Below are 20370 nucleotides of genomic sequence, written 5' to 3' on the forward strand. Positions count from 1 at the left end.
TTCTTCATTTAATTACTCCTGTTCTGGATTCCGGAGGTAATAACCGACTCCTCTTCTTGTCACAATCCAATTTGGATGGCTTGGGTTGTCCTCAATTTTTTCACGAAGGCGTCTTACTGTTACATCGACAGTCCTTACATCTCCGTAGTAATCATAGCCCCATACGGTTTGCAATAGGTGCTCACGTGTCATGACTTGTCCGATATGCTTGGCCAGGTAATGCAGCAGTTCAAACTCACGATGGGTGAGTTCTATCGTTTCTCCCCTCTTGGAAACGATGTAGGCATCTGGATGGATCACCAGTGAGCCCACAGCAATCTCATTCGTTCCTTCTTCATCTGTCTGCTGGGCAGCACCGTGCTGATGCCTGCGAAGATTTGCTTTCACACGGGCAATCAGTTCCCTTGTACTGAATGGTTTGGTGACATAATCATCCGCTCCCAGTTCAAGTCCAAGAACTTTATCAATTTCTGAGTCTTTGGCTGTCAGCATAATGATAGGCATTTCATATTTCTTTCTGATTTCACGGCATACCTCCATGCCATCACGATTCGGCAGCATGATATCCAGCAATACCAGATCAGGCTTAACTTCTTCGGCCATTTTAACAGCTTCATCTCCGTCATAAGCACAATGAACTTCATAGCCCTCTTTCTTCAGATTGAACTGTAATATATCCGCAATCGGCTTTTCATCATCAACTACAAGTATCTTTTTATCCATAGTCCCCAGTCTCCTTCTTCGTTAACTTTTTATCTCCATGATAGTATTTCTATTTTTGTGTGAAATTGTGCAAAAAGCGTGCTAATCCTATTCAGGGTTGATTCTAATTTATCACTTTATCGGCATTAATTCATCTATTAGCTGGATTTTAGATGGTATTGTCTTTATATTGTAATCTTTCCCTAACACTTGGTTTATAGACTTTTTCTTCAGGGTAATATAAAGAAAACGCCTCTGGGCCGGCTGGCCAGAGGCATATAATGATTTACATCGATTAGTATGATTAGTAAAGGGTTAACGGATTAATCAGTGTACCATTCTTATAGACTTCCAAGTGTAAGTGGACACCTGTTGACTCCCCAGTCTGTCCCATGACACCGATGGAAGATCCGGCTGACACTGTCTGGCCTGCCGACACACTGATGCTGCTCATATGAGCATAAACAGAGCGGTAACCATTGTTATGGTCAATAACGACTTTATTTCCATAACCGCCTGAATCCCAGCCTGCAGAGACAACCGTTCCATTATCGATGGATTTGATTGTCAGGTTGTTAGGTCGGGCAATGTCAATGCCTTTATGCATATGGCCCCATCGTTGTCCGACTTTGGATGAAACGTATCCACCGTTTGTCGGCCAGGTGAAGCTTCCAGAACCTCTTGAAGGTGTAACTTTGATTCCTTTAATTACGATATATTTAACCGGTTCTTTTGTAACCTTTTCATCTTTGACTGTACGGTCCACCTGGACACCGTTTTCTTCTTTAGTAAGGTAAGTAATGGCTCTTTCGCCATCCTGGCCTTCTTGTTTGACTTTCATATCACCTTTATTTAATGAAGAGTCTTCGATCACTTCTTTTTCATAAGCAATCGCTTCAACTGCAGATTCTTGTCTTTCCACCGCTACGTGAACAATCGGCTTATATGTTGTTACATTGATTTCCTGATCGATTTGAAGGAGGCTGTCCTCATTCAATTCAGGATTTAGCTCAAGCAACTTTCCTGAAGTCAGCTCATGTTTTTGAGCGATGCTTCCAAGAACGTCACCCTCTTGAACTTTATACTTCTTCTCTTCAAGGGTACCTTTAAGGAGGAAGTCAACGGCTTTATCAGCGGTCAGGATTTCACCTGGTGCCGCCTTTGTTTCTTTAAATTCTGCTTGTTCAGCTATATTGACAGATATCAGTGTGGAATCTTCGGCAGAATCAGGAGTACCTTCTTCCAATTCCTTCAATTCTTCCTCTGATACAAATTTAAGTTTCAGTTTTTTTATTGTCAGTTCAGCCTCTTGCTGATCTTTCACGAGTACAGCCGGTTTATCTCCGAATGAAATCGAAACAGCCTTTGCTTCAGCCTTCACAGACTCAGTAATTTGTTGAATGACCGTTTCGTTATCGCCTGCAGCCCTGAAGACCTGTTCCGGGATGATGGATAGGCTTTCAGCAAGTTCCAGCTCTATGGACTCAAATTTTTCCTCTTCCGCATCCAGCTTGCTTTCAATGGCTTTTTCAATCGCTGCTTTGTCTGTAACTGCACCATAATATTCTTTCCCCATGTAAACATGGTAGACCGTTTCTAAGTCAGAATTATCATTTGCGTATGCAGATCCGAATGTAATGGCAGATAGTGCTACTGTGGTCATCGCAGCTCTTTTCAAGAGTTTCACTGATTTATGTATTAAGTTATTTGGACTTTCTTCTTTAGATGTATGAATGGTATTTCTCCACATCATCGGTCTTTCCTCCTAGCTAAAAGACAAAGAAACCAGGACACAATCAACATCTTAGTCTCTTTTACCTAAAAAATAAGTTTAGTTTAAAATAGTACTTTACTAATCTACCATAATTCTGGCAGAGAAAGAGAAACGTTTTCATAATGTAACATAATTGTATAATTAGTTACAAATTATGCCTTTTGGATGTAATAATTCGTAGAATATTGGAAGGTAATGGGTAGGTCAAAATAAAGGGGCGGTTAGTCACATGTTTGGAGTAAAAGCGAAATAAAAAAAGCATCGCGAGAGTCATGTCGTCGCAATGCTTTTTAGGTGATGGCTCAGGACGGAATCGAACCGCCGACACATGGATTTTCAGTCCATTGCTCTACCAACTGAGCTACTGAGCCATAATAGTTTCGTCTTTCGCTGAACTTCGAATCTCTGTGTCAGCTCCATCACTCATATCCTCACGCACCTCCAGTGCGCTCCGGTATTTGCTCAGACGCTTCCTTGACCTTCTCGTTCATTGAAACCCTATTAGTTTGGAATCGTATCCATTGTGAACCTTATAATATGTAAATGGCGGTCCGGACGGGACTCGAACCCGCGACCTCCTGCGTGACAGGCAGGCATTCTAACCAACTGAACTACCGGACCAAAGATTTTTGCCGACAGGCAAAATATCTCTCCTTAATGTAAGGAGCAGATACAAGAGTCAAAATATCCTTCCTTAATGTAAGAATAAGATATTTATAAAGTGACCCGTACGGGATTCGAACCCGTGTTACCGCCGTGAAAGGGCGGTGTCTTAACCGCTTGACCAACGGGCCGTGTTATTGGAGCAACGAAGATAATAGTACCATAGAAGTTGAAGTTAAGGCAATAACTTTTTTAAAGATAATGTCGAAAATAGTACTTTTGTGACCTTTTCTGCATTTTAGAGATTTTCTTTAGCATGAAGTTTATTATGTCTCTAGTTACGAATTGTCTGTCCTCTTATGTTAATATGGAAGAAAAAAGCAGGGGGGAGTAAATTTAGTGACTATTTTCTTGAGATTATGGAAAGAGATTTCTAAGATGAATTTCAGAACGATCCTAGTGCTCTCGGTTGTTACCGTCTTATTGGGCACTGTTTTCATTCATTTACTCGAACCGGACACCTTCCCGACCCTTTTTGAAGGATTTTGGTGGACAATGACCACACTGACCACTGTCGGGTATGGAGATTATTATCCAGTGACCGTTGAAGGAAGGATCCTCGGTGTCTTTCTTTTCATCTTCGGGATTGGTATCCTCGGACTGTTGATCAGCAAAATCATGGATGTGCTGGCAACTTACAACACACTCAAAAGGGAGGGAAAGCTTGTGTATAAGGATAAAGGGCACTTCATTTATATAGGATGGTCCACTAGGACAGAGAGAGCCATCAAGGAGGTTCTTGCTAACCGGAGTGATATGGACGTCGTGTTGATAGAACAATTGGATTCTTCACCTATATCCCACGATCAGATTCATTTTATAAGCGGGGATCCTTCAGATGAAGAAGTATTGATGAAGGCAAATATTTTAGAGGCAGAACGGGTAGCAATCTTTTCAGATATGAGCATTACAAAACCGGTACTGGCCGATGGCAAATCCTTATTAATAGCCTCAGCGGTGGAGGCACTATCTAAAAAACACAATGCCAATATTCACTCGATTGTGGAAGTAATGGAAGAAAAGAACATTCCTTTGTTTAACCACATTGAGGTTAATGACTTCATATTATCCAATGATTCAGTATCGTTATTAATGGCTAAAGCGACACTTCAGCCGGGAACCACCGGCTTGTTCAGGCAGCTGCTGAGCAAAAGGTTTGGAAAAAACATTTACGAATTCACTCCACTATCTGGTTGGAAGACCTATCGGGATGCTTCTCAAATTCTATTTGAAAGCGGCGCCGTTTTAATCGCTGTCAATGAGGATATGGATTTCAGCAATGCAGCAGAGAAAAACCTGAAAATGGATGACACGCTATACATAATCTGTGATGACCATGTCTACCAAAATCTTAATAGAGGGTCGTAATGTGATGATGCAGTATATAAAAAAGCTTGAGGAAAAATCCTCAAGCTTTTTTGTTTAGGCTCTTTTCGTGGACTTTGCCGTTATTCAATAGGTACTCGCCCCTTTTTAAGGGGAAATCCATGGAATACAAAGGGAAAATCCGGCTCATGGGATTTTTCCGGAAGCAACAATTAATGCGAAAACAGCCTTTGTTTAAAATCAGCCCCACACACTTCTGACTACATTTGTTTGAGAGCGGTCAGGACCTACAGAGAAGATCGACAATGGGATACCAGTCAACTGGGACACACGCTCAAGGTAATGGCGTGCATTTTCAGGCAGTTCACCTAATGTTTTGCAGCCTGTAATGTCTTCTGTCCAGCCAGGAAGTTCTTCATATACCGGCTCACATTCTGCCAGGATATTCAGGTTTGCAGGAAACTCATTGATGACTTCACCTTTATACCGATACGCCGTACAAATTTTCAGTGTCTCAATCCCTGTAAGGACATCAATGGAGTTCAAGGACAGATCTGTCAATCCGCTGACACGGCGAGCGTGGCGCACAACGACACTGTCGAACCAGCCGACACGGCGTGCACGTCCTGTAGTCGTACCATACTCGCGGCCGACCTCACGGATTTGATCTCCAATTTCATTCGTCAGCTCTGTCGGGAAGGGACCGTCGCCAACACGAGTGGTATAGGCTTTCGATACACCCACTACATGTGAGATTTTTGTCGGGCCTACACCTGAACCAATCGTCACTCCACCTGCAACAGGATTTGAGGATGTTACAAATGGATAAGTACCCTGGTCAATATCCAGCATGACCCCTTGAGCTCCTTCAAAAAGGACACGGCGGCCTTCATCAAGGGCATCATTCAATACCACAGAAGTGTCGCATACATAATGCTTGACCTGCTGGCCGTATTCATAATATTCATCCAAGATTTCCTCAAGCGTGAAGCCTTCTGTTTCATAAAAACGCTCTAACAAACGGTTCTTTTCCTCAAGATTTCTAGTAAGTTTTTCTTTGAAAGATTCAAAATCAAGAAGATCGGCGATTCTGATTCCGTTACGCGCCGCTTTATCCATATAAGCCGGCCCGATTCCTTTTTTGGTTGTACCAATTTTATTAGCGCCTTTTCGTTCTTCTTCCACTTCATCCAACTTCAGATGGTAAGGCAGGATGACATGCGCACGGTTGCTGATGCGTAAGTTATCAGTCGTGACATTGCGATCATGAAGGTATTTCAACTCTTTCACAAGCGCTTTTGGATCTACTACCATTCCGTTTCCGATCACAGATGTTTTATCATTATAGAAAATTCCGGATGGAATCAAATGTAATTTGTATGTTTCACCATCAAATTTGATTGTATGGCCTGCATTATTACCACCTTGATAACGGGCAATAACCTCAGCATTTTCTGAAAGGAAATCCGTTATCTTTCCTTTTCCTTCGTCTCCCCACTGTGTTCCGACTACTACTACTGAAGACATAACAAAAGCACCTCCGCTAGGGTTAATAAATCGTTCTCTTATCAAACACCACTATTTTATCAGTTTAAAGATAGGAAAGTCAACGAAAACACGAACATTGCTTATATAGTATATTTTATTTGTTCGTAAATACCAACTGACTACCTATTAGTTTGTGTAAATAGACCTTTCACTATGAATTCTTTTTATGTTTTTTGGTCCGTTTCCCCACAAAGAAAGGATTAATAGCCTGCACACCCTGTTTTTAAAACCGGTGTGCAGGCTGTCACCAAGGGGTTCCTCATGAATCAACCTATTTTAAATCAGAATACTGCCTATAACCGGGGGGTTCCTCACAAATCGCCCTATTTTAAATCAGGACACTGTCTATAACCAGGGGATTGGACTAATCAGCCGCGTTACTAGCAGGAAAGCTATTTAGAATCAGGTAATTCAACGATCATCTTCCATTGTCAGTATCCGGGCGTTATCATCGGTGGAATATCCCTAGAGCCTGCGATAATTCCATCACAAACACGTAAAAAGAGCCGGGAACATACTCCCCGACTCTTTATGCTCCAGGCGGAACACCGGCATCATCATACCTTCTTTCCAGGTTGACGAACTTGTTATATTCTTTTACAAAGGCAAGGGAAACGGTTCCTACTGGGCCATTACGCTGCTTGGCAATAATGATTTCTATGATATTCTTATTCTCTGATTCTTTATCATAATAGTCATCACGGTATAAGAAGGCAACGATATCGGCATCCTGCTCAATACTTCCCGATTCACGGATATCAGACATCATCGGCCGTTTATCTTGTCTTTGCTCAACCCCACGGGAAAGCTGGGACAAGGCAATGACAGGGACTTCCAATTCACGTGCAAGTCCTTTTAGCTCACGGGAAATTTCCGATACTTCCTGCTGGCGGTTTTCGCCTGAACGGCCACTTCCTTGGATAAGCTGCAAGTAGTCTATAAGGATCATTCCCAGACCATGTTCCTGCTTCAAACGCCGGCATTTGGATCGGATTTCTCCAATTTTGATACCTGGTGTATCATCAATGTAAATTCCAGCATTTGAAAGGCTTCCCATGGCCATCGTCAGTTTCCGCCAATCTTCATCCGTCAGGGAACCGGTACGCAGATTCTGTGCATTAATATTGCCTTCGGCACAAAGCATACGCATGACAAGCTGCTCGGCACCCATCTCCAAACTGAAGATCGCTACGTTTTCATCTGTTTTCGTTGCCACATTCTGAGCTATATTAAGGGCAAAGGCTGTCTTACCAACCGAAGGCCGGGCAGCCACAATAATGAGGTCATTCCGCTGGAAACCTGCTGTCATCTCGTCCAAATCGGCAAATCCTGTAGGGATTCCCGTCACATCTTCCGTACGGTTATGAAGAAGTTCAATATTGTCATATGCACGCACAAGGACGTCTTTGATATCATGGAAAGCTCCGGCATTTTTACGTTGTGCCACTTCCATAATATTTTTTTCGGCCTCACTTAGAAGGGCATCGACTTCATCCTCACGGGCATACCCATCCTGTGCAATGGTAGTCGCTGTTCGAATCAGCCTTCTGAGCAGTGACTTTTCTTCAACGATTTTGGCATAATATTCAATGTTCGCTGCAGTTGGAACAGAGCCTGCCAGTTCACTCAAGTAAGAAACTCCACCAACATCTTCAAGCTCTTTCATGGCAGAAAGCTCTTCAGTGACCGTAATCAAGTCAACTGCTTTCCCTTTGTCGCCGAGATTAAGCATTACATTAAAGATTTTCTGGTGGGAACTGCGGTAGAAATCTTCAGGGATCAAGGATTCCGATGCTTGAGTCAAAGTACTGGGTTCGAGAAATATTGCCCCAAGTACAGCCTGCTCGGCTTCTATGTTTTGAGGTGGTACATGATTGGATAATATTTCATTCATATAGTGTAAACCTCCAGGTAGAAGGATCTTTTTCAATATAAAAAATGTGACCGGCAGAACCACCTGATCACATTCATATAAGTCTATTCTATTTTAACACGTTTTTCGGTAAAATCGATTTCCAATATTAGTTTTCTTCTGTGACATGCACTTTCAGAGTAGCCGTAACATCTTGATGAAGCTTAACCGGTACGTTCGTGAAGCCCAATGAGCGGATTGCATCATTCATTTCAATTTTTCGCTTATCCACTTTAATTTTATGCGTTTTTTTCAGTTCATCCGCAATTTGCTTGCTTGTGATAGAACCGAACAGGCGGCCGCCTTCCCCTGATTTGGCTTTCATCTCGACCGTTAGACTTTCCAATGTGCCTTTTAATTTCTTTGCTTCTTCCAGTTCTTCTGCAGCCTGCTTCTTTTCTTTATTCTTTTGGCCTTCCAGCTGGCTTACACTTGAGGTAGTCGCTTCTACAGCTAGACCCTGCTTGATAAGGAAGTTATGTGCGTATCCATCTGCAACATTCTTCACTTCACCTTTTTTCCCTTTACCTTTTACATCTTTAAGAAAAATGACTTTCATGATTCTTTTCCCCCTTCAAAGTATTCATCCAACACAACTTTCAGACTGTTTTCTGCTTCCTCTACGCCAACGCCTGGAAGCTGTGTAGCAGCATTTGTTAAGTGGCCTCCTCCTTGGAGGCTTTCCATGATGATTTGGACATTGACTTCTCCAAGTGAACGGGCGCTGATTCCAACAAGGTCATCCGTTCTTTTCGAGATGACAAATGAAGCCACGACGCCGTCCATCGTCAGAAGAGTATCAGCTGCCTGTGCAATCAGCACAGGGTCATAGATGACATCCTCTTCACCTTTTGCTATTGCAACACCATCATAGTAGAAATCGACCGTCTCAATCAGCCTTGACCTCTTGATATACGTATCCACGTCTTCCTTTAGGAATTTCTGTACAAGGACTGTGTCCGCGCCCTGACCTCTTAAATAGGAAGCGGCGTCGAAGGTCCTTGAACCGGTTCTTAGCGTAAAGCTCTTAGTGTCGACGATGATCCCCGCTAATAATGCTGTCGCTTCCAGCATGGAAATTTTTTCATGCTTCGGCTGGTATTCTAAGAGTTCTGTCACAAGCTCGGCTGTTGAAGATGCATAAGGCTCCATGTAAACAAGCAGAGGGTTCTTGATGAAGTCTTCCCCTCGGCGATGATGGTCGATGATAACAACCCGTTCAGCTCTCTGGAGAAGGCGTTCTTCAATGACCAACGACGGCTTATGCGTATCCACCACAACAAGCAGGGTATCATCTGTCATCAGATCCAGTGCTGCCTCAGGTGATATGAACCTCGAATGCAGATCTGGATTAGACTTGATCTCATTCATCATCCTTTTCACACCAGTGTCAATTTCATTGAAATTAACGACTACATAGCCTTCCTTCTGATTCATTTGCGCTACTTTGCGAACCCCTATCGCTGCACCTATTGCATCCATGTCAGGCATTCGGTGCCCCATCACGATGACTTTATCACTCTCAACCATCAATTCTTTCAAAGCATGTGAGATGACCCGTGCACGAACCCTTGTCCGTTTTTCCATAGGATTCGTTTTCCCGCCATAGAACTTCACTTTGCCGTTCGGCTGTTTGATTGCGACCTGATCCCCGCCGCGGCCAAGCGCAAGGTCAAGGCTTGATTGGGCAAGCGTACCAAGCTCGGGAAGGGCTGATACCCCCGTTCCGACACCAAGGCTTAAGGTGAGCGGTACATTCTGTTTGGAAGTTGTGTCTCTGACATCATCCAGAATTGAAAACTTATCTTTTTCCAGCTGTTGTAAGATTTTTTCATTAAAGACGGCAATGAACCGTTCGGAAGAGATCCTTTTTAATAGGACACCAGATTCTTTAGCCCATTTATTAAGAATGGATGTTACCATACTGTTCAAGCTGCTCCGTGTTTGATCATCCATCCCTTGAGTAAGTTCGTCATAGTTATCAAGAAAAATAATGGCAACGGCAGTTCGTTCTTCCTCATATTGTTTCTCAATCTCAGTTTGTTCCGTTACATCGAAGAAATAGAGGAGCTTTTCCTCAAGCTTTAAGATGACTCGGAATTTACGTTCATTCAATGTAACGACTTCAGTGTCCACTTCCTGCTTAATCAACGGAACAACGGAATCGGCGACATCATAAAGCGAACGTCCAACCAGTGTATCTTCATTGAAACAAGAAGCCATGAACGGATTGGTCCACTCTATATAGTAATCATCATTAATGAGCATAATACCGATGGGCATCTCCATCAACGCTTCTTCGCCGACCCTTTTTAACCGGTAGGAGAGGGTGGAGATATATTCCTCTGTTGCTTTATACGTCTTCTTTTCATAATAAAATGCGATATAAAATACGCCGGCCAGCAGAACAAATCCAATAACGGCAATCCACCAATTGTACAAGGCTGTTGCCCCCAGCACAAAGGCAGAAACAGCCGCAAGGCCATACAGCGGATATCTGACCAATCGTTTTTTATAATGTGATGGCATAATTTCAGCTCCTCAAATAAGAATGCTAACCTTATGACTTACGTTGAAGGCGCTGTCTAAGATCAAATCCCAAATCAATAATACCTATAATTCTCATGAAATCTACCAGCAAGAAGCCTAATACAGTGACTAAAACCAGTAATCCTTTCGGCCATTTTTTCAGATGGGCGAAAAAATAAATGAATGAGAAGCCTTGCACTACCAGCAGCAGCTGTAGGACATAAAATAGATTATACAGCGCCCAATGAAGATATGTACCCATCTCCGGCCTGACAGTAATCATCAAAATCAGTGTAATTAAATAATACCATACAATGCTTTGCGGAAGCTTCCAATTTCTGAAAGCCGGGAACTTGGCTGACTGAATTCCCATTTTTCTAAGCAGAGGGAAATTCACACTGATGATAATCAACATCACTGCCAGAGAAGATACCAAAAAGACCGACGGAATCAGTACATCAAACAATTCCATTGCAGTATGAAGTTCTTCTATTCTATTCGGCGGTACAGGCTGACCCAAAGTTTCTGCCATCTTGATGGATTGATTCACGACATCCTTAGCCTGGTCTATCGCATCCTCTATTATATTCATATTCAGAAATAGGATAGATACAACATATTGAATAACGAGGCTGACTAAAAAGACTAAGCTTGAAGCGAGATAAATCGACATTTTTGATTTTTCCTTCTGAAGCATCATCCCTATAACGATACCCACAGTCCCAAAGGACAGGGTTAAAGGGATCGTGATCAGGAAAGCCCCTGCCAGCAAAGAAATAAAGACAGCTCCAGCGAACATCGTAAGTGCCGGCTTCAGCCCGTGCTTCTCACTGTATATAATAAAAGGAAGCACGAGAAAGAAGGTGGTGACTATGCTGATAACCGGTACATACGCGGTCAATAGCAGCAATACAGTATATATCGCGAGCAACAATGCTCCTTCCGTAAGTATACGGGCGTTTTTCACTAAAGCACCCCTCAATCATCAAACCTAAAGTGCGCTTCTGCACTTAAAGTCCTTACCTAGTTTATATGTAAACACCACTAATTTTATCGATATTCAGACACAGATTCAATTCATTAACATTGAACTCTAAAAGGTTCAAAATCCTCTCACAAATCAGCTTCCTTAAATGCGGCTTTACTATCTCATTCTCAGTATAACTAATAAGGAACATTCGCAAACCTTGAGAACACCGCCTTTACTGTAGAAAAAGGCTTTTGAAGAGATAAAAAAGAACAGCAGAAAAGATTCCTGCTGTTCTTTCATTTAATAATTATTCACCTACAACGTAAGGCAGTAATGCCATTGTACGCGCGCGTTTGATAGCACGAGTAAGTCTGCGTTGGTATTTAGCGCTAGTTCCTGTCACACGACGTGGAAGGATCTTTCCGCGCTCAGAGATGAATTTCTTCAGAAGATCTACATCTTTATAGTCGATGTGTGTAATTCCGTTTGAAGTGAAATAACACACTTTACGACGTCTGCGTCCGCCTCTGCGCATTGCCATAGATAACGCCTCCTTGCATATTTATTTTGTATTTATAAGAAATTTAGAATGGAAGATCGTCATCCGAAATGTCGATCGGCTGACCGTCATTTGCGAATGGGTCATTATCCACACGCGTATAGTTCTGGTTCTGGTTGTTGTTGTTATTATTGCGCTGATTCTGATCTTGACCATATGAATAGTCTTGTTGTTGTCTCTGACCGCCGCCATAATTGCTGCTGCCGCGTTCACCTTGGTAAACGGAACCTCCGCCTTGGCTGGAGTTCTTAGGCTCAAGGAATTGAACGGACTCAGCAACGACTTCAGTCATGAAGACACGCTTGCCATCCTGTCCCTCGAAATTACGAGTTTGGATTCGGCCGTCAACACCGGCAAGGCTTCCTTTTTTCAAGAAGTTTGCCACATTTTCGGCTGGACGACGCCATACAACGCAATTAATAAAGTCCGCTTCACGCTCACCCTGCTGATTCGTAAAAGTACGATTCACCGCAAGGGTAAAAGTAGCCACGGGTACCCCGTTAGGAGTGTATTTTAATTCTGGATCCTTCGTTAAGCGACCCACGAGTATTACTCGGTTCATCATCAGAATCAACCCCTTCCTTCCAACAAATGTTCCACAAGAAACAAGTCAGAAGTTTTCGTTTTCAAAAAACGGCTGGATTATTCTTCTTCTTTGATTACGATATGACGGATGATATCGTCAGAGATCTTAGCTAAACGATCGAACTCAGAAACCGCTTCATTGTTGGAATGGATTTTCACCAATTGGTAGTATCCATCACGGAAGTCGTTGATTTCATAAGCTAAACGACGTTTACCCCACTCTTTAGACTCGATGATCTCCGCACCGTTAGATGTTAAGACGTTATCGAAACGCTCAACAACTGATTTTTTTGTTTCATCATCAACGTTAGGACGGATAATGTACATAACTTCGTACTTTCTCATCTTCTAGTCACCTCCTTATGGTCTATGCGGCTCTTCTCGGCAGAAGAGCAAGGAGCAATATATTCACATTACTCACAAGTTAGAATTATATCATAGTGGACAAACTAATGCAATACGCCACGGAAATACGTTGAATTTCTTTCTTCTGCCAGGCTGTTTTCGTTAACGTTGCTGCTATAACCAGATCTAATTCACCCAAAAAACATTTGTAAACAAGATAGAAAAGAGCTGCTTCCCTATTGAATGGGAAAACTTCTAGTACCCTTTGGGAAATCCGGCTTTAGGGATTTTTCCAAAAGCTATTATTGAAGCGAACAGCCTTTCGCAGAGTTCTGAAATAAATTCCGACTCCAGGTATGCGGCTCTGCGCGGCTGGCAGTAAAAAAGCGGAAGCAGTCGGACTACCGGCATTTCCGGCAGGAGTTTTCGCTCGTTCATATCCTAAGATAGGAGATCGATTTTAGATAGCTTTCGTTAGAACTTGATGACCCTATAACGCAGTACCCAAGATAATCCTATTAGAATGACTCCAATGACAAGGGAGGTATACACCGGCCAGGCCATTTCATACTGAAAAGCATTTTGCAGTTCCAGATAGACAAGCAGACCTATCCAGACCACATTAATAAGTGCACCTAAAGATAACAGCCATAAGTTGGATTTCTTTTTGTAAGTGGTCCATTTCATCAATTTAAAGGTCAACAGCACAACAGCTCCCATGAAAAAGACCGACACAATAATCGGGGTAAGGGATATGCTGTTCTTATCAGGGAAAAAGAGGGAGAAGATTCCCGTGATAAGGAAGTACCAGCTCATCCCTGAAGCCGTAATATATACATACATGAGCACCTTGTCTTTTAATGATTCTTTAGGAAGTCCTTCGAGTAATTCATCACAGTATTGTTTGGGTTTATTTCCGAATATTTCTTCTGCGGACTGGCCATTACCCTGTGCTTCCAGCAAATGTTCCAAGATTTCTAAAAGCAGTTCTTCACCCGCTTGCTCATCAACATCGCTTGATCTGATGTAAATAAGCATATCTTCATAATACTTTTTATTTCCTTCATGGAGATTCTCTCTCCTGACGTTGTTAATTTCAATCATTTCCTTGGCAGTCATCTGAATTTATACCTCCTTTTATAATCAAGTTCACTGAGGCACCAAGTTTTGACCACTCAGCAGTGAACTGTACCAAAGCCATCTTGCCGTCGTCCGTTAACGTATAGTACTTCCGATTGGGTCCGCTTGCTGACTTTTGCATTTTCCCTATGATCAGCCCTTCCTTTTGAAGTCTTAATAAAATGGGATAGATTGAACCTTCACTTACAGAATCCATTCCTTTGGCGGCAAGTTTCACATATAGCTCATAGCCGTATGTCGGGCTGTCATTAATGACCGCCAAAATACAGCCTTCCAAAATTCCTTTTAACATCTGACTTTTTAGTGACATATCGGTAAAATCCTCTCTAACTTGTTTTGCAAGGTACCAGCACAAAAAAATAATACCTTGTTTTGCAAGATAGCTATAGTTTAATGGTAATTGCATCCATTTGTCAATAGAAAAAGCTGCCCAATTTTAAGGACAGCTTTGACCATTAAACATTAAAGCGGAAGTGGATGACATCTCCGTCTTTAACTATATATTCTTTTCCTTCAAGTCTTACTTTCCCGGCTTCACGAGCGGCAGCCATGGTACCATTGGAAACAAGATCATCATATGACACTGTTTCGGCACGGATAAAACCTTTTTCAAAGTCAGTATGGATGATGCCTGCACACTCAGGTGCTTTCATGCCCTGGCGGAATGTCCATGCCCGGACTTCCTGTACACCTGCTGTAAAATAGGTTGCAAGCCCAAGGAGATCATAGGCAGCACGGATTAATTGATCCAATCCTGACTCTTCAATGCCAAGTTCTTCAAGGAACATTGCTTTTTCTTCCTCATCAAGCTCGGCGATCTCTGATTCGATTTTCGCACAGACAACGATGACTTCTGCATTGTCGCCCTTTGCAAACTCACGCACCTGCTGAACATATTCATTATCAGAAGGATCTGCGATATCGTCTTCGCTTACATTGGCTACATAAAGGACAGGCTTGATTGTCAAAAGGTGAAGGCCTTTTACGACTTTCAACTGTTCGTCGGTAAATTCAACCGTACGAGCGGATCTGCCCTCTTCAAACGCTTCTTTCAACTTCAAGAGGATTTCATGCTCATAAGCAGCCTCTTTATCTTTTTGCTTAGCTAATTTTTGAACGCGTGTAATTCGTTTATCTACTGATTCAAGGTCGGCAAGAATCAACTCCAGGTTGATGACCTCAATATCATCAAGCGGATTTACTTTTCCAGAGACGTGTGTGATATTTTCATCAGCGAAGCAGCGGACTACCTGACAGATCGCATCTACCTGGCGGATATGAGATAAGAACTTATTACCAAGACCTTCGCCTTTACTTGCACCTTTAACAATTCCGGCAATATCGGTAAATTCGAATGCAGTCGGCACTGTTTTCTTAGGTTCAACCAGCTCAGTCAATTTATCGAGACGGTAATCAGGAACCTCTACTATTCCGACATTGGGGTCGATTGTACAGAATGGATAGTTGGCAGACTCTGCTCCTGCCTTTGTGATTGCATTAAATAGAGTTGATTTCCCAACATTCGGCAAACCAACGATTCCAGCTGTTAAAGCCATTTTGGTCACTCCTCATTAAATGGAACTATATTTATTCTGCCTGTTACCCGGCAGTAAGTGTCTACGTTTATTCAAACCTTTTCTAATTATAGGTTTTAAGTGATAGAAACACAAGGGGAGGGGAAGGGAGATACCTAGGATTTCATTCCACCAGTTAAATATATGTAAAAAAATCACCCTATTATGTATTCTTCCAGTACAGAAAAGAGAACACCCATTTGGATGCTCTCTTTAATTTCCCTTATTTATCTATTCACCTGCAGATTCCAGAACCTTCTTCATTTTCTTGGAGAAATCCCTTCGTGGAAGCATGATGCTGTGGTCGCAGCCCTGGCATTTAATCCGGATATCCATGCCCATCCGGATGATTTTCCAGCGGTTAACACCACATGGGTGCGGCTTTTTCATTTCAACGACATCATATAATTGAAAGCTTTTTGGCTCCATATCCATTTCCTCCCTACTCGCTATCAAGCTGCTTCATACTTTTCTCGATAATTTCCTCTTCCTGTCTGTTATACATAACCATACGCGGGAATGGGATTTCAATTCCATGTTTATCCAGAATCAGTTTAACATCTTTTCGAATTTTACGTGCAAGTGCCCAATGCTGCATTGGTGCAGTTTCTGCAATGATCCGCATTACTACATCAGATGCTCCGAGCGTTTGTACACCTAACAGATCAGGTGGATTTATTAATTCCTCGTATTTTTGTGGCAAGGTCTGCAGAAATTCACTTATCACTTTTTCGGCTTCTTCTATATTTTCTTCATAGGCTATGCTGACATCCACGATTGCAATGCTATTGTGGATGGAAAAGTTGGTTACCTCGGCAATATTCCCATTTGGGAGGATGTGCAACTCTCCTGTCCAGCTCTTAATCTTGGTGGTGCGCAAGCCTATCTCTTCAACAAATCCTTCTGCATTGCCTACCCGTACATAATCACCGACAGAAAACTGATCTTCGAATATAATGAAGAACCCTGTGATGATATCACGAACGAGGTTCTGTGCTCCAAAACCGACTGCCAGTCCGACGATTCCGGCACCGGCTAAGAGAGCCCCAATCTCCACTCCCAAATTGGTTAACACCATAGTTATCGCTATGAAATAAACAACATAGGTCAAGACATTCTCCAAAAGTTTACTTAATGTAGCCTCTCGTCTTTCCGTGATTTTGAATGGGGAACGTGACCTTACCCTGAATATATTCCTGATGACTGATTTTCCGATTTTAAGGATCACAGCCGTCAATATTATGATTAAAAGAATCTTTACAGCCCCGATACCGATAGTAATCCAGAAATCATCACTGATTAATCTGTCCCAGAATCCTTTCGCTGCTTCCTTGGTAGTTTCAACTTGTTTTTGAACTTCATCTTTTGCATTTCCTTCATTTGTTGCACTCATAAGAATCTCACTCCTATAAAGCTCTCAGAAAATATATATCATTGTATCAAGTTTACCCTCGTTTGAATAGCAGCAAGCAAACTGTCAAAAATTTGTTTAAAAAGTCTTAGTTTGTGACAAATACATAATACTATGAATAGATAAGCCTGAGTTTCCGTATACTGTTAATACTATTTGCAAAGGAGTGGAAGGAATGAATCTGAAAAAAGGGTTATTTGAGCGCAAACCTGAGCCATACCGTGTGCTGCATGATGATGACAAAGCAGCAGCGTCGATTTCTGCGGAACTGCTCACAATGCTTCCAGCAGCTACAAGACCCGTAGTAATCGTTTGTATCGGAACGGACCGCTCAACAGGCGATTCCTTGGGACCACTCGTCGGCACCTTTTTAGAAGAAAAAGTAACGGACGGTTTTCATATTTATGGAACACTGGATGATCCAATCCACGCCGTTAATTTGGAAGAGAAGCTCGCAGAAATCATGAAGACACACCATAACCCCTTCATCATTGGAATTGATGCCTGCCTGGGGAGATTAAAAAGTGTCGGTGCCATTCAATTGGGAAGCGGACCTGTAAAGCCAGGGGCCGGCGTTAACAAGGAACTTCCGGATGTCGGGGATATCCATATCACCGGCATTGTCAATGTGAGCGGCTTCATGGAATTTTTCGTTCTGCAAAATACAAGGTTGAACCTTGTCCTTAAGATGGCCAGAATCATTTCAGAAGGAATTTATTCAGCAAGCAAAATAAGACCTCGAAAAGAGTCATTTTTCAAAATGACTATAAGTGAAGAAAAGCAGCCATTGCTTTAATCTGAAAACACACCAGGCACGGGAGGCTTAGTGTGTTTTTTACTATATTATGTACTCTTGATATCCATAGATAATGGAAACAACTGCGGCTACCACTACTATTCCGGGAAGAAGGTTCGCAACACGGATTTTGGTTAATCCGACCAAATTAAGACCTATGGCAAAGATCATAATCCCACCGGCAGACGTCATTTCAATGATAAAAGAGTCCATGACAGCCTGCGGAACAAAGCGATCGATCTGTGTAGCAAACAAGGCGATCGTTCCTTGATAAAGGATGACAGGGATGGCAGAGAACATTACCCCAATCCCCAATGTAGTCGTAAGAATAAGGGAAGTGAAACCATCAATGATCGCCTTTGTATAAAGTACATCATGCGCTCCCCTGATCCCGCTGTCCAATGCACCTATCACTGCCATTGCACCGATGACGAATATTAGTGTTGCGGTCACAAACCCCTGGGATATGCTTGTTTCACCTTGCGATCCCAATTTCCTTTCCAGCCAGCTCCCTAAAGAGTTCAATTTATCGTCAAGGCCCAACCACTCACCAATCACTGCCCCTAGAACCAGGCTGATTATAACGATAAGGAAATTTTCACTTTTCATCCCCATTTGCAACCCAAGGACCATAACTGCCAGCCCGATCGCATACATGACCGTTCCTTTCATATTCTCAGGTATACGATGGAGCAGCTTCCCTAGGAGAGTCCCTATAATGATGCATGCTCCGTTTACAATTGTTCCTAATAGTACCATAGAATGTTCCCCTTTTTCGATTATCGAAATACTTTCTACTAAAATAGCACTTTTCATTTGAATTGCCTACTATTATTTTACATTCAGGAGAAAAGAATCATCTTCAAACTTATAAGGATACAAAAAGAACCGACCATTCTAAATGGTCAGTTCAAAAAGTTATGCTTATCTATCTTCCATATGACTCAACAGCTCAAGAATTCGATTTAAATCATCTTGAGAAAAGAATTCAAATTCAATTTTCCCTTTTTTCTTGGATTGCTTTATCGAAACGTTAGTTCCGAATCTTTCCCTTAAAAGAGTCTCCTGTTCTTTAATGAAGACATCTTTCTTTTCCGTCTTTTTTGTTTCACGTGAAACATTTTCATTTAATTCATGAATCAGCTTCTCCAGCTGCCTGACATTTAAAGACTCTTTGATGATTTTTTCTACAACACTTTGAAGGTTCTCTTTCTTCCTTAAGCCAAGCAATGCACGGCCGTGTCCCATCGTAATTTTATCATCAATAATCAGCTGCTGGATTTGCGGAGGCAGGGATAGAAGGCGGATATGGTTTGCGATATGCGGCCGGCTTTTACCCAAGCGCTTGGCGAGCTGCTCTTGGGTGAGATCTAACTTATCCATTAACAATTGATAGGCATTACCTTCTTCAATTGGAGATAAATCTTCTCTCTGAAGATTTTCAAGTACAGCAAGTTCCATCATTTGCTTATCTGTCAGTTCCCTGACGACAACCGGAACCTTATCGAGCTTTGCAGCTTTGGCAGCTCTATACCTTCTTTCTCCTACAACAATTTCATATCCTTTAATGCTTTTTCTCGCAATGATAGGCTGGAGGATTCCATGCTCTATAATGGACTCCTTTAATTCTTCGATGGCTTCCGGTTCGAATACCTTACGAGGCTGATAAGGGTTGGGTCTTAATTCTTTCAAGCCGATTTCCTGTACCGCTTCTTCTTTAGCGTCAACATTGGTAAACAATGCGTTGATCCCTTTACCTAGTCCTTTAGCCATTAGCAGCCACTTCCTTTGCTAGATCTAGATAAACTTCTGCACCTCTGGATTTGGCATCATACACAATGATTGGTTCTCCATGGCTCGGTGCTTCGCTTAACCGAATGTTTCGGGGAACAATGGTACGGTATACTTTATCCTGAAAGTATTTCTTCACTTCTTCGATGACCTGGATCCCAAGGTTGGTCCGGGCGTCGAGCATTGTCAGCAATACTCCGTCAATGGACAGGTCGTGATTCAGATGCTTTTGCACAAGTCTGACTGTGCTTAGGAGCTGACTCAACCCTTCCAGTGCGTAATACTCACATTGGACCGGAATGATCACAGCATCAGAAGCTGTTAAAGCGTTGATCGTTAATAATCCCAGAGAAGGTGGACAATCAATGATGATATAGTCATAGTCATCTTTCACTTTTTCAAGAGCCCTCTTTAAGCGTACCTCCCTGGAAATGGTCGGCACAAGCTCAATTTCCGCACCCGCCAATGAAATGGTAGCCGGAACAGCATATAGACGTTCGACTGTTGTTGGTTTTACTATGTCCTTGATTTCGGCATCATCTACTAAAATATCATAAACACATTCCTGGACATCGCCTTTTTCAATGCCCACCCCACTTGTGGCATTCCCTTGCGGATCAATGTCCACAAGCAGCACTTTCTTTCCTATGTATGCTAAGCATGCCCCCAAATTGACGGATGTCGTCGTTTTGCCTACGCCGCCTTTTTGGTTGGTAATGGCAATTATTCTGCCCAAGGTCTTCAC

General features: G+C 42.4%; 20 protein-coding genes and 3 tRNA genes. 2 read left to right on the forward strand and 21 right to left on the reverse strand.

Going from position 1 to position 20370, the window contains the following annotated elements; all coding sequences use genetic code 11:
• Positions 1 to 12: 12 nt before the first annotated feature.
• From yycF to AC4E8A_RS23090, 5 genes are all read right to left on the reverse strand, one after another.
• Complete coding sequence (gene yycF, locus AC4E8A_RS23070; RefSeq protein ID WP_119548086.1) at positions 13 to 723, reverse strand: response regulator YycF; 711 nt, start codon at positions 721 to 723, stop codon at positions 13 to 15.
• Between the two features lie 283 nt (positions 724 to 1006).
• Positions 1007 to 2455: a peptidoglycan DD-metalloendopeptidase family protein gene (locus AC4E8A_RS23075; RefSeq protein WP_490196155.1), complete on the reverse strand. Its 1449-nt coding sequence runs from the start codon at positions 2453 to 2455 to the stop codon at positions 1007 to 1009.
• A gap of 319 nt (positions 2456 to 2774) precedes the next feature.
• A tRNA-Phe gene (locus AC4E8A_RS23080) sits at positions 2775 to 2847 on the reverse strand.
• A gap of 173 nt (positions 2848 to 3020) precedes the next feature.
• Positions 3021 to 3097, reverse strand: a tRNA-Asp gene (locus tag AC4E8A_RS23085).
• A gap of 101 nt (positions 3098 to 3198) precedes the next feature.
• Positions 3199 to 3270: transfer RNA gene (locus AC4E8A_RS23090), tRNA-Glu, on the reverse strand.
• A gap of 208 nt (positions 3271 to 3478) precedes the next feature.
• Here AC4E8A_RS23090 and AC4E8A_RS23095 point away from each other — a divergent pair.
• On the forward strand, positions 3479 to 4507 hold the full coding sequence (locus tag AC4E8A_RS23095; RefSeq protein WP_490196156.1) for an ion channel: 1029 nt from the start codon (positions 3479 to 3481) through the stop codon (positions 4505 to 4507).
• A gap of 198 nt (positions 4508 to 4705) precedes the next feature.
• Here the strand turns inward: AC4E8A_RS23095 and AC4E8A_RS23100 are convergent, their stop codons facing one another.
• The 13 genes from AC4E8A_RS23100 to AC4E8A_RS23160 all read right to left on the reverse strand — a co-directional run bounded on the left by AC4E8A_RS23100 (position 4706) and on the right by AC4E8A_RS23160 (position 17020).
• The gene (locus AC4E8A_RS23100; RefSeq protein ID WP_490196157.1) at positions 4706 to 5992 is read right to left on the reverse strand and encodes an adenylosuccinate synthase; all 1287 of its coding nucleotides are present in this window, start codon (positions 5990 to 5992) and stop codon (positions 4706 to 4708) included.
• A gap of 550 nt (positions 5993 to 6542) precedes the next feature.
• Positions 6543 to 7907 carry a replicative DNA helicase gene (gene dnaB, locus AC4E8A_RS23105; RefSeq protein WP_490196158.1) on the reverse strand — a complete coding sequence of 455 codons (1365 nt, stop codon included), beginning with the start codon at positions 7905 to 7907 and terminating at the stop codon, positions 6543 to 6545.
• A gap of 127 nt (positions 7908 to 8034) precedes the next feature.
• Positions 8035 to 8484: a 50S ribosomal protein L9 gene (rplI, locus tag AC4E8A_RS23110; RefSeq protein WP_490196159.1), complete on the reverse strand. Its 450-nt coding sequence runs from the start codon at positions 8482 to 8484 to the stop codon at positions 8035 to 8037.
• Entirely contained in the window at positions 8481 to 10454 is a 1974-nt protein-coding gene (locus AC4E8A_RS23115; protein ID WP_490196160.1) for a DHH family phosphoesterase, read from the reverse strand. Before AC4E8A_RS23115 ends, rplI begins: the two co-directional genes overlap by 4 nt.
• Positions 10455 to 10485: 31 nt before the next feature.
• Positions 10486 to 11421, reverse strand: a complete 936-nt coding sequence (locus AC4E8A_RS23120; RefSeq protein WP_490196162.1) for a YybS family protein — start codon at positions 11419 to 11421, stop codon at positions 10486 to 10488.
• Between the two features lie 310 nt (positions 11422 to 11731).
• On the reverse strand, positions 11732 to 11965 hold the full coding sequence (gene rpsR, locus AC4E8A_RS23125; protein ID WP_044022817.1) for a 30S ribosomal protein S18: 234 nt from the start codon (positions 11963 to 11965) through the stop codon (positions 11732 to 11734).
• A gap of 43 nt (positions 11966 to 12008) precedes the next feature.
• Positions 12009 to 12548 (reverse strand): single-stranded DNA-binding protein, encoded by a 540-nt coding sequence (ssb, locus tag AC4E8A_RS23130; protein WP_490196164.1) that lies wholly within the window; start codon positions 12546 to 12548, stop codon positions 12009 to 12011.
• 77 nt (positions 12549 to 12625) lie between these two features.
• Entirely contained in the window at positions 12626 to 12913 is a 288-nt protein-coding gene (gene rpsF, locus AC4E8A_RS23135; protein ID WP_490196165.1) for a 30S ribosomal protein S6, read from the reverse strand.
• Between the two features lie 474 nt (positions 12914 to 13387).
• Positions 13388 to 14032, reverse strand: coding sequence for a DUF1129 family protein (locus AC4E8A_RS23140; RefSeq protein WP_490196166.1), 645 nt, complete (start codon positions 14030 to 14032; stop codon positions 13388 to 13390).
• Positions 14010 to 14363, reverse strand: a complete 354-nt coding sequence (locus AC4E8A_RS23145) for a PadR family transcriptional regulator (RefSeq protein ID WP_490196167.1) — start codon at positions 14361 to 14363, stop codon at positions 14010 to 14012. Before AC4E8A_RS23145 ends, AC4E8A_RS23140 begins: the two co-directional genes overlap by 23 nt.
• Before the next feature lie 145 nt (positions 14364 to 14508).
• Entirely contained in the window at positions 14509 to 15609 is a 1101-nt protein-coding gene (ychF, locus tag AC4E8A_RS23150) for a redox-regulated ATPase YchF (RefSeq protein WP_490196168.1), read from the reverse strand.
• Between the two features lie 249 nt (positions 15610 to 15858).
• Entirely contained in the window at positions 15859 to 16056 is a 198-nt protein-coding gene (locus tag AC4E8A_RS23155; RefSeq protein ID WP_490196170.1) for a DUF951 domain-containing protein, read from the reverse strand.
• A gap of 13 nt (positions 16057 to 16069) precedes the next feature.
• Positions 16070 to 17020 (reverse strand): mechanosensitive ion channel family protein, encoded by a 951-nt coding sequence (locus AC4E8A_RS23160; protein ID WP_490196171.1) that lies wholly within the window; start codon positions 17018 to 17020, stop codon positions 16070 to 16072.
• Between the two features lie 193 nt (positions 17021 to 17213).
• Here AC4E8A_RS23160 and yyaC point away from each other — a divergent pair, with 193 nt between their 5' ends.
• On the forward strand, positions 17214 to 17834 hold the full coding sequence (yyaC, locus tag AC4E8A_RS23165) for a spore protease YyaC (protein ID WP_490196173.1): 621 nt from the start codon (positions 17214 to 17216) through the stop codon (positions 17832 to 17834).
• Positions 17835 to 17876: 42 nt separating this feature from the next.
• On the opposite strand, the gene AC4E8A_RS23170 is transcribed toward yyaC, so the two are convergent.
• The 3 genes from AC4E8A_RS23170 to AC4E8A_RS23180 form a co-directional block, all read right to left on the reverse strand.
• Complete coding sequence (locus AC4E8A_RS23170) at positions 17877 to 18593, reverse strand: DUF554 domain-containing protein (RefSeq protein WP_490198969.1); 717 nt, start codon at positions 18591 to 18593, stop codon at positions 17877 to 17879.
• Positions 18594 to 18758: 165 nt separating this feature from the next.
• Positions 18759 to 19607, reverse strand: a complete 849-nt coding sequence (locus tag AC4E8A_RS23175; RefSeq protein WP_490196174.1) for a ParB/RepB/Spo0J family partition protein — start codon at positions 19605 to 19607, stop codon at positions 18759 to 18761.
• Positions 19600 to 20361: a ParA family protein gene (locus tag AC4E8A_RS23180; protein ID WP_490196176.1), complete on the reverse strand. Its 762-nt coding sequence runs from the start codon at positions 20359 to 20361 to the stop codon at positions 19600 to 19602. The genes AC4E8A_RS23175 and AC4E8A_RS23180 overlap by 8 nt, the downstream gene beginning before the upstream one ends.
• Between the last annotated feature and the right edge of the window lie 9 nt (positions 20362 to 20370).

This window comes from Bacillus sp. SRL337, assembly GCF_984799155.1.